This window comes from Rhizorhabdus sp., assembly GCF_018006725.1.
Taxonomy (GTDB): Bacteria; Pseudomonadota; Alphaproteobacteria; order Sphingomonadales; family Sphingomonadaceae; genus Rhizorhabdus.
On record NZ_JAGMXV010000035.1, the window covers coordinates 16296 to 31042 of the forward strand.

Below are 14747 nucleotides of genomic sequence, written 5' to 3' on the forward strand. Positions count from 1 at the left end.
CGTGAATCGGTCGGACAATATAGGAGAGTGTGTTGGACACCGCCCCGGCAACCGATCAACGACCGCCCCACATCCCGGCCGATCGCGTTTACGATGTCGACATGTACGCGCTCGACGGGATCGAGGAGGGCTATCACGAGGCCTGGAAGCGCGTGCAGAAGCCGGGCGTGCCCGACATGATTTGGACGCCGCGAACCGGCGGGCACTGGATTGCCACTAGCGGCGATGCGGTTCGCGAGATCTATGCCGATCCGTCGCGCTTCTCGAGCGAGAATATCTGGCTGCCGAAGGAGGCGGGCGAGAAATATGAAATGGTGCCGACGCGGATGGATCCGCCTGAGCATACCCCTTACCGCAAAGCGCTCGACAAAGGCCTGAGCCTTGCCCAAATTCGCCATGTCGAAGATCGCGTCCGCGTGATTGCGACCGAGCTTGTCGCGGAGATGGCGCCGCGCGGACAGTGCGAGTTCTCTGCCGACTATGCCCGCGTCTTCCCGGTCCGCGTGTTCATGGCGCTGGCCGATCTGCCGATGGAAGACGTGCCGTATCTGAGCCGGCTGGCGGTGCAGATGACCCGGCCCGAGGGCAATACGCCCGAGGAGCAAGCCGCGACCTTGGAGGCCGGCAACAAGGGCTTCTTCGCCTATGTCGATCCGATCATCCGCGCCCGTCGCGGCAAGAGCGGCGATGACATGATCACGATCATGGTCAATTCGGAGGTCAACGGCCAGCCGATCGATCATGACAAGGCATTGGGTCTGATCTCGCTGCTGCTGCTGGCGGGGCTCGACACCGTCGTGAACTTCCTCAGCTTCATGATGATCTATTTGGCGCGTCATCCCGAGCTGGTCGCCGAACTCCGGTCGGACGAACTGAAGCTGAAGCGCAGCGCCGAGGAGATGTTCCGCCGCTTCCCGGTGGTGTCGGAAGCCCGCATGGTCGCCAAGGACCAGGTCTTCCGCGGTGTCGAGCTGAAGCATGGCGACATGATCCTGCTGCCGACCGCGCTGCATGGCCTCGACGACCGCGAGAACGCCGATCCGTTCAAGGTCGATCTTGATCGGCGCCCGATCTCGCACTCGACCTTCGGTGGCGGCCCGCATCGCTGTGCCGGTCTCCACCTTGCGCGAATGGAGGCGATCGTGACGCTTGAAGAGTGGTTCAAGCTGATCCCGGAGTTCTCGCTCGCCGACGGTGCCGCCCCGATCTACCATTCAGGAATCGTCGCTGCCGTCGACAATGTTCCACTGGTCTGGACCCCCAAATCATAAAAGCCCGCGCCCGGATACCGAGCCGCAACTGAACACAGCCGGAGAACATCTATGCGAGGACGTGCAGCCGTATTGGCGAAGACCAATCAGCTCGAGACATGGGATGTCGCCATCTCCGATCCCGAGCCGGGCGGCGCTCTCGTATCGGTCGTGTTGGGCGGTGTGTGCGGCAGCGATGTCCACATCCTAACCGGTGAAGCCGGGGAGATGCCCTTCCCGATCATCCTGGGCCATGAAGGCATCGGGCGGATCGAGAAGCTGGGCGCGGGGGCCGGCACCGACCATGCCGGTGCGCCGGTAAAGGTGGGCGATCTGGTCTACTGGTCGCCGATTGCCCTGTGCCGCCGCTGCTATTCGTGCACGGTTCTCGAAGAGACGCCATGTGAGAATACCCAGTTCTTCGAGGACGCCTCGAAGCCCAATTGGGGAAGCTATGCCGACTATGCGTGGCTACCTGGCGGCATGCCCTTCTTCCGCCTGCCAGACCATGCCCAGCCCGAGGCCGTCGCGGCACTCGGATGTGCGCTGCCGACGGCATTGCGCGGCTTCGACCGCTGTGGGCCGATCCGCGTGGACGAGACGGTAGTGGTGCAGGGGGCAGGGCCGGTAGGCCTTTCAGCGATCCTGATCGCCGCCCAGGCCGGCGCGCGCGAAGTGATCGTGATCGACGGTTCCCCGACCCGGCTGGAGGCCGCACGCAAGCTTGGCGCGACCGAGTTGATCGGGCTCGACCTCGCCCCCGACGAACGGCGGCGCCGGGTCTACGATCGGGTCGGCACGCGCGGTCCTGACGTGGTGGTGGAAGCGGCAGGCGTGCTGCCCGCTTTTCCGGAGGGCGTCGATCTGTCGGGTAATCACGGCCGCTACATCATTCTGGGCCTGTGGGGCGCGATCGGCACCCAGCCGATCAGCCCACGCGACCTGACGCTCAAGAATCTGACGATTGCGGGCGCGACCTTCCCTAAGCCGAAGCATTATTATCAGGCACTCAACCTGGCCGTCAGACTTCAGGAAAAGCTTCCGCTCGCCGAACTGGTTAGCCATCGCTTCGGCATCGCCCAGGCCGCCGAGGCATTGGCGCTCACCAAAAGTGGCGGCGCTATCAAGGCGGTGATCGATCCGACGATCGGCTGAAGGAACGAGGATGACGACAGAAGCAAACAAGGCGCTGATTCGAGACTTTCTCGAAGCCTTTTCCAGCGGCGATGTCGATCGGCTGAAGACGATGATGACCGATGACGGGACATGGTGGGTGTCGGGGTCGATCGAGGGCATGTCGGGCAGCTATGGACGCGATCCGCTGGCCGATCTGCTGCGCGCGGTAAAGCCGGTCTATAAGGAAGGATCGCTCCGCATCACCCCCACGAGCATGATCGCCGAGGCCGATCGCGTCGCCGTCGAGGCATCCTGCGAGGAAGAACTGGCCGACGGCCGCATCTACGCGAACCGCTACCATTTCCTGTTCGAGATTGCGGACGAGAAGGTGCAGCGCGTGAAGGAATATATGGACACCCTCCACGCCAAGGAGACGTTCTTTCCTGCCTAGCTCGGCACTGCCAACGGCAGGCTCATCGCGACCGCAATCTGGTTGAGCGTGTCCTCCAGCGCGGCAGCGAAGATTTCGCCATCCTCGGCACCCGACGTCGCCTGGCCGGCCAGCATGTTGAGGAACATGAAACAGGCCGTCAGCAAGCGGCGTTGGGCCGGGGCTTCGGGCAGGAAGTCCACGGCGTTCCGCAATAGGGTCAGGGTCCGGGCGATGTTCGGCGGCAGCTCTGCGCCAAAATCGCCGAAGCGCTCGCGCGAGTTGCGCAGCAAGAACTGCGACAGGAAGCCAGCATAGCTGTGACTGCCCTCAGGGTCTTCCAGTTCGAGCTGGGGCAAAAACACGATCTCGATCAGCGCACGCACATCGGCGAGACGGTCTGCTTGTTCGATGCTCTCGAGCATGGCGCCGCGCGTCGGCTCCATCTGCGCCATGCGCGCGGTGAAGATCGCCTCGACCAGCCCTTCACGCGAACCGAAATGATATTGCACGGCATTGTGGTTTTTCTGTCCTGCCGCCGCTGCAATCTCGCGCAGCGAAGCGCCCTCGATGCCACTGCGCGCGAACAGCGACTCTGCGGTCAGGATCAGGCGCGCGCGGCCCTCCTTCATCCCTTCGATCGATGGTGTCTTCGCGCGCGGCATCATGCTTCTTTGGGAAAAATCGCGGAGATGCGCCAGCCCTCTTTCGGCTTGACATTTTAAGGCAATCGGTTCTTTTTACGCCAAATGGCGTAAAAATGGAGAGCATGTCGTGACGATGGAAACTGGACTGATCTTTCACCCCTATATGCGGCCCGGCCGGACGGCGCGGCAGACGTTCGAATGGGGGGTACAAAGCGCGATCGCGAGCGATAAGGCAGGTTTCGATTCCATGATGATCTCCGAGCATGCCTCGCAGATCTGGGAGAATATTCCGAACCCGGAGCTCATCATGTCGGCGGCCGCATTGCAGACCAGCCGCATCAAGTTCGCGCCGATGGCGCATCTTCTGCCTCACCAGCATCCGACGAAGCTCGCGATGACGGTGGGCTGGCTCTCCCAGATCCTTGAGGGTCGCTATTTCCTCGGCATAGGCGCCGGCGCCTATCCCGCCGCGTCCTATATGCACGGAATTCGCGGGGAAAATATGGAAGGCCATCGCCTAGAAGACGCAAAGGCCGCCTTTGCCTCCGGTGAGATGAGCAAGCGCCTCAACGATATGGTGCGCGAGAGCCTGTACATCATGGAAAAAATCTGGGCACGCGAGCCGTTCTTCTTCGAAGGCAAATACTGGAATGCGGGCTTCCCCGAGGAAGAGCCAGCACATACCGAGGATGACGAACAGCACAAGCTGGCGGACTTTTCGCCATGGGGCGGCGCTTTCCCGGAAGTCGCCGTCACCGGTTTCAGCCTGAAGTCGCCGTCGATGAAGCTGGCCGGCGAGAAGAACTTCAAGCCGGTGTCGATCTTCTCGGGCCTCGAAGCGCTCAAGTGGCATTGGGACATCTATTCGGAAGCGAACATCAAGGCCGGGTTCACGCCCGACCGCCAGCGCCATGCCGTGTCGCACACGATCTTCGTCGGCGACACCGATGCGGAGGCCAAGCGCGAGGTGATGGAAGGACCGATCGGCTATTGCTTCAACAAATATCTGATTCCGATCTGGCGCCGCTTCGGCATGATGGCGGGCTTCGCTAAGGATCATGGCATCGATGAACTGGACGCCGATCTGGAATTCCTCGTCGACAAGGTCTTCATCGTCGGGTCGCCCGACACGGTGGTTGAAAAGATGAACGAGCTTTTCACGAAATGCGGCGGTTGGGGCACGCTGCAGATCGAAAGCCACGACTATTATGACGATCCATCACCATGGTTCCACTCGCTGGAACTCGCTGCCAAGGAAGTCGCGCCGCGGATCAGTCTGCCCAAGCAGTGATCCGGGCGTGATCGCCAAATAACCTTCGTCCAAGCGCGCAGTGCTGGCGTTCTCCCCGACCGGTCGTCTGGTCGGGGAGAACGCCGGCACTTCGTTCAACATGGCCCGCTCTGGGCATCAATCGGATCTACGCCGCCGGATCGCCCTCTGGTACGAGAGCGGCGCGCTCGATGACCGACAGGCCAAACCCCTCGATCGCCGACAACTTCGCCGCGCTGGAAGTCAACAGGATCATCTCCCGTACGCCCAGGTCGCGCAGGATCTGTGCGCCGATGCCGTAGTCACGATGGCCATGGGTGTCGGCGTAGGCCTTGCGGTTGCCCTTTACCCGTTCCGAGATCGACGACGGATTTGGATCGCGTACGAACACCGCGACTGCTGGACCGTCATGCGCCGCAAGCGCCCGCAGTGCTGCCGGCACATAGTCGCGATGCGCAGCCCGCCAGCCCAATATGTCGGCGGTCAGATCGAGTTGATGAACCCGGACGAGCGTAGGCACCTTGTCGTTGACCGCGCCTCGCACCAGCGCGACATGCTCCCCGCCATCGATGCGGTTCCGGTAGACCACGATCCGGAAGTCGCCATACCAGCTGTCGAACGGCGCCTCGGCGACCCGCTCGACCAGCGATTCCGATCGACGGCGATAGGCGATCAGGTCTGCGATCGTGCCGATCTTCATCTCATGGCGTTTCGCAAACTCGACCAACTCGGGCAGCCGCGCCATCGAACCGTCCTCATTCATGATCTCGCAGATCACTCCGGCTGGGGCGAGCCCAGCTAGTCGCGAGATATCGACCGCCGCCTCGGTATGGCCCGCGCGCACCAGCACCCCGCCTTCGCGCGCGACGAGCGGGAAGACATGGCCGGGCGAGACGATGTCGGCGGCACCCTTCGAGGCGTCGATCGCCACCGCGATGGTGTGCGCGCGGTCATGCGCCGAAATGCCGGTGGTCACGCCCTCGCGCGCCTCGATCGATACGGTGAAGGCGGTGCCGTGGCCCGCGCGGTTGTCCTGCGTCATGGGCCGCAGCGCCAGCTGGCCCGCGCGCTCGCCCGATATGGCGAGGCAGATCAGCCCCCGCGCGTGCATCGCCATGAAGTTTATCGCGCGCGGCGTCGCGAACTGCGCCGGGATGATGACGTCACCCTCATTCTCGCGGTCGGGCGCGTCGACGAGGATGTAGGGAAGGCCGTTGCGGGCATCCTCGATGATCGCTTCGATGTCGGCGATCTCGGTCATGATTCAATCTCCCTGAAGCGCCGGGCAATAGCTTCCGGCGGTTCGTCCATGACGATGGTGTCGGTGAAGTCGCGGACGTAGCCGATCGTGCCATGCGCCGATGTCAAACGGTCGCCTGAATAGGCCCAGCACATGCCCTCCATTCCGGCGGCGTCCGCAAGCGGCGTCAGCGGAAGGCGATCGACGATGTGCTGGCGGCCGCGCGCAACGAAGATCCCTCTTTGCAACATCGTCGCGGCGAGCAGGGCGTCGCCGTCGAATGCTGCGTGCGCCCAGCGTGCGAAGCCCCGCATCAGCGGACGACCGGACAAATGTTCCGGCGCGGTGATCCCATGGTCCAGTATTTGCCAGCGATGGATCTGCCGGCCGTCAGCCGCGATCGTGATCCAGACCGGATGATGGCTTTGGTCGGGAATCTCGATGTCCCAGAAGGCCGAGCGGCCGATATGTGCAATCGCCCACAGCGCGAGATCGCCGAGGTGGGTGCAGTTGGCTTGGGCAGGCAGGCGGGTAAGAATATCCTGGGCGGGCTCGTCCAGCGGGACCCCGACCAGCGCCTCCAGCCCTGCGGCGGCGCCGGCACAGGCGTAGGTAGGCGCGCGTAGGAAGGCCGCCTCAATCGCCGTGATCTGATGCCGGTTGTGCCGCAGATCGAGCCAATAGCCGTGATGGGTGTCGCTGACCTGCGCGGCGACACCCCCGGACCAGGCTGCGAAGCGCAGCCGGCGACGATAAATGCCAGTGCCGAATGCCGGATCGACCGGGAAATGAGTGAGGGTGGGTATCACCATGAGATTGGGGCTTCGAGCATCCACGGCGATGTGAAATGATCAACCGGGACGTTGACTTGCGTTGACCGCGCCGGCTTGTAATAGCGGATCCAGTCGGCGTTGACGTGGGGACCAGAATGACCAAGGTGAGCAACATTTCCCGCCGGCGGCATTCGGCCCGTGCAGATGGCAGCGCCGATTACGCCGCGAAGCGGGAAGAGCTCGTCAGGATCGCTGCCAACCTGTTCAAGGAGCAGGGCTATCAGTCGACCCGGTTGATCGACATAGCGCGCGCCGCCGGGCTCGATCGCGCGACCGTCTATTATTATGTCGGCAGCAAGGAAGAGCTGTTCCGCGAGACCGTCGAAGGCGGTCTCGATGTCAACATCGCCGAGGCCGAACGACTGCTGGCCGATGAGTCGCTCAGCTGGGTCGAACGGCTCCACGCCATCTATGTCGCGCTGATGGTCTCCTACGAGGAAAATTATCCGGCAACCTTCGTCTACATCCAGGAGCAGATGCACCAGGTCGGCACCGAAGAAACCGTGTGGGCGCAGGAGATCATGAAGAAGACCTTGGCGTTCGATCAGATGCTGATCCGCTTCATCCGCGAATCGATCGCCGCAGGGGAACTGCGCAGCGATGTGCCGCCACGCATGGTCGAAAATGCGCTGTTCGGCATGCTGAACTGGACGCATCGCTGGTTCATTCCAGGCGGCGGCATGACCGGTCGCGAGGTGGCCGAGGCCTTTTGGTCGATCTTCATCGATGGCATGCGCAAGAAGGATCAAGGCGCCGCCTAACCCAGCAGCTGCCGCAAGGCGCGCTTGTCGATCTTGGTGGCTGACATGGGCCAGTCAGCAGTGGACATGAAGTGGATGGCGCGTGGCACCTTGTAGCTGGCGATCCTGCCGCGGCAGTGCGCAATCAGCGCCTCTTCGTCGACATCATGGTCAGGATAGAGTTCGACGAAAGCGATGGGCACTTCGTCCAGCCGCGCATCCGGCCGGCCGACGACTTCCGCCGTCTTGACGGCGGGATGGGTGCTGAGAAAAGCTTCGACCTCGATCGCGGCGACGTTTTCGCCACCCACCTTCAACATGTCCTTGCAGCGTCCGCCGAACACCAGACTTCCGCCGGGCAGACGGGTGTAGAGATCGCCTGTGTGCAGCCATCCGCCGTCAAGCGCCTCGCGCGTCTTTTCCGGCGCGGCCCAATAGCTGTCCATGACGTTGTAACCGCGCACGAGTATCTCGCCCATCGTGCCATCGGGTAGATCGGCGCCGCTATCGGGATCGACGATCCTGATGTCGATGCCCGGCGCCGCCTTTCCATGGGTGTGCGACCGCGACTCGCGACTTTCCTCGGCGCCGCACAGCGCGAAGACCCCGGCCGTCTCGGTCATCCCGCATGCCTGCAAGATTTCCGCATGCGGCAACAAATCCTGCACCCGATCCACCAAGGTCGGCGGCGCGATGATGAACAGATGGCGCAGGGTGGCGAATTTTTCGGCCGAGAAGTCGGGATGGTCGATGATCCCCTGGACGATCGCCGAAAACCATGGCCACGCCAGGGTGACGCCATGATCGGCCATCAAGGCGATTGCACGACCCGGCTCGAAGTAGGTGTCGCACAGAAAGGTGCCGGCAACGCCGATGCTGCCGACGAAGGGCGCCAAGCTGCCGATATGGAATAGCGGCCCCGCCGCCCAGGTAACGTCATGCCCGCCTGCGGAAAGGCGATGGCGGGCCCGTTCGACCGGACCGCGCGTGACGGCCTCATGCGGGAGTACGCAGCCTTTAGGATTGGCCGTCGTACCCGAGGTGTAGATGATCATCGCGGGATCACGCAGGCGGACGCTACGGCGGACATGCTCGATCTCCGCCGTGCCGACATAGTCAGCATGGCGGAGGAAATCGTCGCGGCCCAGCACGGCGCCCCGTCCCTCGCCGCGGATCAGCGCGATTCTGCGCAGCATCGGCGCGGCGTCGGCCGAAGGAATCGCCTCGTCGATGATCGTGAGGAAATCGACCGGATCGTCGTCATGCCGGCTGGTGAGTAGCGCGGCCGCTTCAGCATTGGCGATGATAAAGCCAAGCTCGGCAGCGCGGTGCCGCGCGTTGAGCGGGACAGCGACGCAGCCCGCCAGCATCGTTCCGAACAGCGCCTCCGCGAACTCGATGCTGTTGGGAATCAGCAGGGCAACATGCTCACCGCGCCGAATTCCCATGCCGTGCAGAGCGCGGGCGACCCGGAAGGCGCCGTCCCGCAGCTGCGCGAAGGTGGCGGTAACGGACGGAAGGACGAGCGCAAGCCTATCGGGATATCGTGCGGCTGACCGCAGCAAAAGGTCGCCAAGCGTCGATACCTCAGTCGTGATAACTGGCGTCATCGGTCCCTCTCCGTAACCCGCTTGATGGGGCTGGAACCAGCTTATGGAAAAAACAAGGGCCATTAGTCAACACAGGAGTTGACAGATTTGCCAATGCCTACGATATCGCGTCAACACTAGTATTGACAGCGCGGCGTTGACCAAGGCGCGGCCCAGTATGTGGGGAGCAGGATGCGGTATCACCTGATGCAGACGGGCGTCGTCGGACGCCGCCACGAGATCGAACAGGGTATGGCGGGGCAGCGTCCTGAGCTGTATCAGCGCTTCCTTGAAGAGGTGCGGGGCTATGTTCAGCTCGCCGACGAGCTTGGCTTTTACGGCTATTGCCAGCCCGAACATCATCTCCAGATCGAAGGCTTCGAGGCGAACAACCATCCTGGAATGTTCAGCCTGTTCGTGGGACAGCATTCGAAGCGGATGAAGGCGGGTATCATGGGCTACACCATGACCACGCACAATCCGGTGCGCGTTGCCGAAGAGATCGCGACGCTCGACCATATGCTGCAGGGCCGGCTCTATTGCGGCTTCACTCGCGGCTATCATGCCCGCTGGGTTGACGCCTACGGCATCAAGGAAGGCGTCAGCGCCACCACCCCCGACAATGTGAAGGCGCGCGACCAGCAGGATGCGAAGAATCGCTCGCTGTTCGAAGAGGGCGTGCGCGTCGTTAAGAAAGCATGGACCAACGATGTGTTCAGCCACAAAGGCGAGAACTGGCAATTCCCTCCGGAGGGCGGTTCGGCTGGCCATCCGGCCTACGCTAAATATGGCAAGGGCCAGGATGCCGACGGCATCGTTCGCCAGATCGGCATCGCGCCGCTGCCCTATCAGCGCCCGCATCCCCCAATTTATGGCGGCTTCGCGGCGTCGGGCCGTACCATCGATTTCTGGGCGGAAGAGGGCGGCAAGCTGATCGTCCTGTCGGACAACCTTGATTTCTGCGAATCGCTGAACAATCGCTACATCGCCACCGCTGCCAAGAACGGGCGCGAAGTCACCCGCACCGATGCGTCGGCCTGGGGTGGCTTCCTGATGCTCACTGACGACAAGGACCGCGCTGCCAAGCTGCTCGAAGAGCATCTGTGGTTCTGGGACGAATGGTTCATCCCGCTGGGCCAGCGGCCGCCGAACGTTCTGATCGGCAGCGCCGACGAAATTGCCGACAAGATCGGCGAGGCGCACGATCGGCTCGGCTTCGATGAGTTGTTCCTGATGTTCGGCCAGGGCCATCTCGAACCCGAAGCCAATCAGGAAGAGCTCGAAAAGTTCATCAGCAAGGTCGCGCCACGCTTCTCGACGAAGGACGCGGACGGAATCTTCGTCTGATCGCCCGATAAAAATTCAGGAGAGACAAGATGCCCATGCAGTGCGGGATCTTCATGACCCCCTATAATCCGCCGAGCCGCACGGCGCGCCAGGTGTTCGACTGGGCGCTGGATATCGCGCGGATCGCCGACGAAGCGGGCTATACTGACTATATGATCGGCGAACATTATACGCTTGGCTGGGAAAATATCCCGATGCCGGAGGCGATCATCGCGGCCTGCGCACAGACCACCAAGAATATCCGCTTCGCGCCGATGGCGCATCTGCTGCCCTACCACGACCCTGCGACACTCGCGATCCGGATCGGCTGGCTGAGCCAGGTCATGGAGGGGCGCTACTTCCTGGGCGTTGCGCCGGGCGGTCACCACACCGACGCCATCCTCCACGGCTTCGACAATATCTTCGAACTGCCGCCCCGACAGCTGGAGGCGTTGCACCTGATGGAGCGGGTGTGGGAGGGCAAGCCTTTCCTCGAGAAGGGCAAATATTATCAGGCCGGCTTTCCGGGGCCGAAGACCATGCCCGAATATGACGTCATCATCGCCGACAACGGACCCTATGGCGGCCGCGAGAAGCTGGAAATCGCGGTCACCGGCCTGTCGCAAAATTCGTCTTCGATGAAGTTCGCGGGCGAGCGCGACTACAGCCCGATCTCCTTCTTTGGCGGTACGCCGCAGATGCGCGCGCATTGGGACACCTGGGCCGCGGCAATGGAGAGCAAGGGACGCGTCGCGGATCGGAAGCGCTACCGCGTTTGCCGCGATGTGTTCATCGCCGACACCGATGCGGAGGCGAAGCGGCTGTTCCTGAAGAGTGGCCTCGCCCAGACCTGGGCCAAATATCTCAAGGAAATCTACATCAAGTTCCGGCTGTTCGACGGGATTATCGCCGACTCTGGCTTAGACGTCACGCCTGAGACGATCGACGAGGATTTCCTGGCCGAGCATGTCGTGCTGTGCGGATCACCCGAGACCGCGATCGAGAAGCTCGAAGCGCTTGCCGACAAGGTCGGTGGCTGGGGCCAGATCGTCTACAACCAGCATGACAGCATCGACGATCCCAAGCCTTGGGAAGAATCGGTGCGGCGCCTGGCGACCGAGGTCTGCCCGAAGGTGCGGATGCCGAATTAGGAGCCCTAGTTGGTGCCGCTGTGCTCGGGCGCCGCCGCGGCGATGTCGAGCGCTTGCCCAATCGCTGTTGCGCCCGCGCCCAGCGCCACGGCGTTGGCCAGATGAAGGCGGAAACCCGGCATGAAACGATGGGTCGGCGTGGCATCGCTTGCCATCGCCACCAACTCCTTCGTGCGCGCACGCACCTGCCCGCTTTTCCATGGGAGGGCACAATATTCAAAGAAGGCGGCGAACTGGTCCGGAGACAGCAGCAGCATCGCGCGCAGGAAGCCAGGCAACTCACGCTCGAACCCCGTCCAGAACGGATCGTCGCCGACATGCTGGTCCCACAAGGCCTGCTGCTGCGACGATAGTTCGTCGGCGATGTCGATACCTTCGGCGCGAGCCTGTTCGAGCAACGGGACGGCACCTACCATCAACGAATGAACGCCCAAGCCGGAAATCAGCGAGATGATCTCTTGTATCTGACCGACGCTGGCACCGGCCTCAAGCGCGTCGCCGATCCGCCGTTCGATGGCACCGCGGTTGAGCGAGGTCACCGAAATCGCAACGCCGAGGGCGATCAATGCCGCATCGACATCTGACAATGGTGAGCCTGCATCGAGCTCCAGTGCCGCAGCAATATCGCGCAGATCCGAAAGCGTGACCACGACATCTCTCCCTTGATCCCAGCTAGCCACCACGGATTTCCGGGCAAGTCAACTCAGCTGTTGACGCTGCAGACAATAGCTGTCAACGTTGCTGTTGAAGGTGCCGATCGCACTTCTCGAAAAAAAACATAATACGGCTGATTACGGAGAGGATCGAAGATGAAGACATATCGGGGTTTCTCGCGCCGCGCCGCGCTGTTCGGCAGCACCGTCGCTTTCGTCGCCATAGCGCCATGCGCAGCTGCACATGCCCAGCAAGCAGCGACTGGAACACCGCAGGCAGCGGACGCAGTCACCGATGCCGCCGACATCATCGTGACCGCGCAGCGTCGCTCGGAATCTTTGTCTAAGGTCCCGGTATCGGTCGCTGCATTCAACGCGGAGACTCTACAGACCCGGGTTATCGTCAGTGAACAGGACATGGGCTCGCTCGTTCCAGGCCTTCAGGTCAAGAACGGCCAGAATTCCAACCAGCTCAGCTTCAGCATGCGCGGTCAGTCGCTCGATCCGTTTTCGGGCACGAGCCCTGCGGTTCTGACTTACGTCAATGAAGCGCCATATAATCCCAACAACACCGCGACAGCTTTCTTCGACCTAGGATCGATCCAGGTCCTGAAGGGACCGCAGGGCACGCTATTTGGCCGAAATGCGACCGGCGGCGCCGTGCTCTATTCGACGCCGATGCCAGGTGATGAACTGGCGGGTTATATCATCGTGCGCGGTGGATCGCGCGATCTGGCCCAAGCGCAGGGCGCGATCGATCTTCCGATTGTCGAAGGTAAGCTGGCGATCCGGCTCGCCTTCGATGCCACGCGTCAGGACGGCTATGTCACCAACATCAACACCGGCAACACGCTCGGCGACAAGGACACCCGCTCCGGGAGAGCGACGATCCTGTTCACCCCAGCTGACCGTTTCAAGAATGTGACGATCGTCCAATATGATCGCGCTAAGGGCACCGAGGGTGCGGGCAACATCATCAACTATAATTCGGTCGCCACGACGCCGGGCAATCCCGCGACCCAGTTCAACAGCGACGGGACCAACCATTTTTTCAACACCACGGGAACGCTGTGGGACAGCACTCTTGCGACTATTTACGGTCGCAATGACGGCCCCGCGGCGCCGGCATTTTTCCCTGGAGCCGTCGAAGGCTATACAAGGTTCTCGCACGAGAACCCGTACAAGACTTTCCTCCAATATGATCTGCCGCATGATGCCCGAAACATCTTCGTATCTAATACGACCGAGTTCGAAATCAGCGACGACGCGAAGCTGAAGAACATCTTCTCCTACATGAATGGGCGAGCAACCACCCCCGGAAACCTCACCGGCGGTCCGTTCGGGGGCCTGTGGCTGTTCAAGCTCAGCGGGATCGAGGCCACCGGTGCGCCGGGCGGCCAGACCTTCCGGTCGAACATCTTCACGAACGAGTTGCAGGTTCAGGGCACCACGTCCGATGGCAGGCTCGATTATACCGCAGGCGCGTTCTACTCGCGCCAGCGCCGGTTCGAGGTCATCCCGATCAATATCGGCGCCGATCTCGGCCTGCCGGCTCCGATCGCGGATATTGCCTATGCATATCGCAACCGGCAGTCATCGAAGGCAGTATTCGCTCAGCTGAGCTACAAGGTTACCGACGCGCTCACGGCGACGGCCGGTGGTCGCTATACTTGGGATAAGGTCGGTATCACGCAGGCTGCCGGCAACGTGTTCGGCGTCGATCCGAATTCGGCGGCCGCCACCCAGAGCAAGAAGCTTTCCGCGCCTGCCTGGACCGCTAGTCTGCAATATCAGCTTGACCGCGAGAGCATGATCTATGTCAGCCAGCGCGGAAGCTTCCGTTCGGGCAATCTCAATGGAACGGTTGCGCCGTTCACCGATCCCCTGACCGGCAAGCCGGCCAACCTGTTCAAGAACGAAAAGGTTCGCGATTTTGAGCTCGGCTATAAGTTCAATGGCCGGATCGGTGACGTGCCGACGCAGTTCAATCTCGCGGCTTACCGGATTGTCGTCAAGAATGCGCAGCGCGCCCTGTACGCCGTGGTTGGCGGCGCACCGGCCGGCTTCACCGTCAACGTGCCAGAGGCCGTGACTAAGGGGCTCGAACTGGATGCGAATGTCAGCCTGACCGATTGGCTGACCGTGGGCGGCAATCTTGCTTACACCGATGCAAAATATACGAAGTCGCTGGTGCCGATCCCATTTGTGGGCAACCTTTCGGTGGACAGCTATCCGGACTCTCCCAAATGGGCGGGCTCGGCCAATGCAACGGTGAAGTTTCCGGTCCCGGCCGAACTCGGCACGGTGGAACTGCGCACCGATTTCTACAAGCAGACGCACACTTTCTTCTCGAGCACCAACGGCAGCTCGACGCCGGGAACCCGTCTCAGCGGATACTCAACGATCGCGATGCGGCTAAGCTGGAAGGAGATCATGGAAAGCAAGGTCTCCGCCGCGTTCTATGTCCGCAACTTGGCGGACAAGGTTTACCATGTCTCGGGC

The 14747-nt window shown here is 62.0% G+C and carries 13 protein-coding genes; 8 read left to right on the forward strand and 5 right to left on the reverse strand.

Going from position 1 to position 14747, the window contains the following annotated elements; translation table 11 throughout:
• Positions 1-101 precede the first annotated feature (101 nt).
• From KAY22_RS07605 to KAY22_RS07615, 3 genes are read left to right on the forward strand one after another with little or no spacing between them, the layout of a single operon-like run.
• On the forward strand, positions 102-1271 hold the full coding sequence (locus tag KAY22_RS07605) for a cytochrome P450 (protein ID WP_296621864.1): 1170 nt from the start codon (positions 102-104) through the stop codon (positions 1269-1271).
• Positions 1272-1322: 51 nt separating this feature from the next.
• Entirely contained in the window at positions 1323-2405 is a 1083-nt protein-coding gene (locus KAY22_RS07610; RefSeq protein WP_296621839.1) for a zinc-binding dehydrogenase, read from the forward strand.
• 10 nt (positions 2406-2415) lie between these two features.
• Positions 2416-2817, forward strand: a complete 402-nt coding sequence (locus KAY22_RS07615; RefSeq protein WP_296621841.1) for a nuclear transport factor 2 family protein — start codon at positions 2416-2418, stop codon at positions 2815-2817.
• On the opposite strand, the gene KAY22_RS07620 is transcribed toward KAY22_RS07615, so the two are convergent.
• Positions 2814-3428: a TetR/AcrR family transcriptional regulator gene (locus tag KAY22_RS07620; protein ID WP_296621843.1), complete on the reverse strand. Its 615-nt coding sequence runs from the start codon at positions 3426-3428 to the stop codon at positions 2814-2816. The genes KAY22_RS07615 and KAY22_RS07620 overlap by 4 nt on opposite strands.
• Positions 3429-3576: 148 nt before the next feature.
• Between KAY22_RS07620 and KAY22_RS07625 the strand changes: the two genes are divergently transcribed.
• Positions 3577-4734, forward strand: a complete 1158-nt coding sequence (locus tag KAY22_RS07625; protein ID WP_296621867.1) for an LLM class flavin-dependent oxidoreductase — start codon at positions 3577-3579, stop codon at positions 4732-4734.
• Between the two features lie 127 nt (positions 4735-4861).
• Here KAY22_RS07625 and ribB read toward each other — a convergent pair whose 3' ends face one another.
• Together ribB and KAY22_RS07635 are read right to left on the reverse strand one after the other, a co-directional pair.
• Positions 4862-5974, reverse strand: a complete 1113-nt coding sequence (ribB, locus tag KAY22_RS07630) for a 3,4-dihydroxy-2-butanone-4-phosphate synthase (RefSeq protein ID WP_296621845.1) — start codon at positions 5972-5974, stop codon at positions 4862-4864.
• Positions 5971-6765, reverse strand: a complete 795-nt coding sequence (locus tag KAY22_RS07635; RefSeq protein ID WP_296621848.1) for a DUF2889 domain-containing protein — start codon at positions 6763-6765, stop codon at positions 5971-5973. Before KAY22_RS07635 ends, ribB begins: the two co-directional genes overlap by 4 nt.
• A gap of 116 nt (positions 6766-6881) precedes the next feature.
• On the opposite strand from KAY22_RS07635, the gene KAY22_RS07640 reads away from it, so the two are divergent.
• Positions 6882-7547, forward strand: coding sequence for a TetR/AcrR family transcriptional regulator (locus tag KAY22_RS07640; protein WP_296621850.1), 666 nt, complete (start codon positions 6882-6884; stop codon positions 7545-7547).
• Here the strand turns inward: KAY22_RS07640 and KAY22_RS07645 are convergent.
• Entirely contained in the window at positions 7544-9136 is a 1593-nt protein-coding gene (locus KAY22_RS07645) for a class I adenylate-forming enzyme family protein (protein ID WP_296621852.1), read from the reverse strand. The two genes, KAY22_RS07640 and KAY22_RS07645, sit on opposite strands and share 4 nt — an antisense overlap.
• Before the next feature lie 171 nt (positions 9137-9307).
• On the opposite strand from KAY22_RS07645, the gene KAY22_RS07650 reads away from it, so the two are divergent.
• Together KAY22_RS07650 and KAY22_RS07655 are read left to right on the forward strand one after the other, a co-directional pair.
• A complete protein-coding gene (locus tag KAY22_RS07650; protein ID WP_296621855.1) occupies positions 9308-10462 on the forward strand; it encodes an LLM class flavin-dependent oxidoreductase in 1155 nt (384 codons plus the stop codon).
• A gap of 29 nt (positions 10463-10491) precedes the next feature.
• The gene (locus tag KAY22_RS07655) at positions 10492-11592 is read left to right on the forward strand and encodes an LLM class flavin-dependent oxidoreductase (protein ID WP_296621857.1); all 1101 of its coding nucleotides are present in this window, start codon (positions 10492-10494) and stop codon (positions 11590-11592) included.
• Between the two features lie 5 nt (positions 11593-11597).
• Here KAY22_RS07655 and KAY22_RS07660 read toward each other — a convergent pair whose 3' ends face one another.
• Positions 11598-12242, reverse strand: a complete 645-nt coding sequence (locus tag KAY22_RS07660) for a carboxymuconolactone decarboxylase family protein (RefSeq protein ID WP_296621859.1) — start codon at positions 12240-12242, stop codon at positions 11598-11600.
• A gap of 159 nt (positions 12243-12401) precedes the next feature.
• On the opposite strand from KAY22_RS07660, the gene KAY22_RS07665 reads away from it, so the two are divergent.
• On the forward strand, positions 12402-14747 hold a 2346-nt coding region (locus KAY22_RS07665; protein WP_296621861.1), incomplete at its 3' end, for a TonB-dependent receptor.

Bases quoted from the DNA above. Each gene is read 5' to 3' on its own strand.
- KAY22_RS07605 (WP_296621864.1), top strand. From the start codon at position 102: ATGTACGCGCTCGACGGGATCGAGGAGGGCTATCACGAGGCCTGGAAG.
- KAY22_RS07610 (WP_296621839.1), top strand. From the start codon at position 1,323: ATGCGAGGACGTGCAGCCGTATTGGCGAAGACCAATCAGCTCGAGACA.
- KAY22_RS07615 (WP_296621841.1), top strand. From the start codon at position 2,416: ATGACGACAGAAGCAAACAAGGCGCTGATTCGAGACTTTCTCGAAGCC.
- KAY22_RS07620 (WP_296621843.1), bottom strand. From the start codon at position 3,428: ATGAAGGAGGGCCGCGCGCGCCTGATCCTGACCGCAGAGTCGCTGTTC.
- KAY22_RS07625 (WP_296621867.1), top strand. From the start codon at position 3,577: ATGGAAACTGGACTGATCTTTCACCCCTATATGCGGCCCGGCCGGACG.
- ribB (WP_296621845.1), bottom strand. From the start codon at position 5,974: ATGACCGAGATCGCCGACATCGAAGCGATCATCGAGGATGCCCGCAAC.
- KAY22_RS07635 (WP_296621848.1), bottom strand. From the start codon at position 6,765: ATGGTGATACCCACCCTCACTCATTTCCCGGTCGATCCGGCATTCGGC.
- KAY22_RS07640 (WP_296621850.1), top strand. From the start codon at position 6,882: ATGACCAAGGTGAGCAACATTTCCCGCCGGCGGCATTCGGCCCGTGCA.
- KAY22_RS07645 (WP_296621852.1), bottom strand. From the start codon at position 9,136: ATGACGCCAGTTATCACGACTGAGGTATCGACGCTTGGCGACCTTTTG.
- KAY22_RS07650 (WP_296621855.1), top strand. From the start codon at position 9,308: ATGCGGTATCACCTGATGCAGACGGGCGTCGTCGGACGCCGCCACGAG.
- KAY22_RS07655 (WP_296621857.1), top strand. From the start codon at position 10,492: ATGCCCATGCAGTGCGGGATCTTCATGACCCCCTATAATCCGCCGAGC.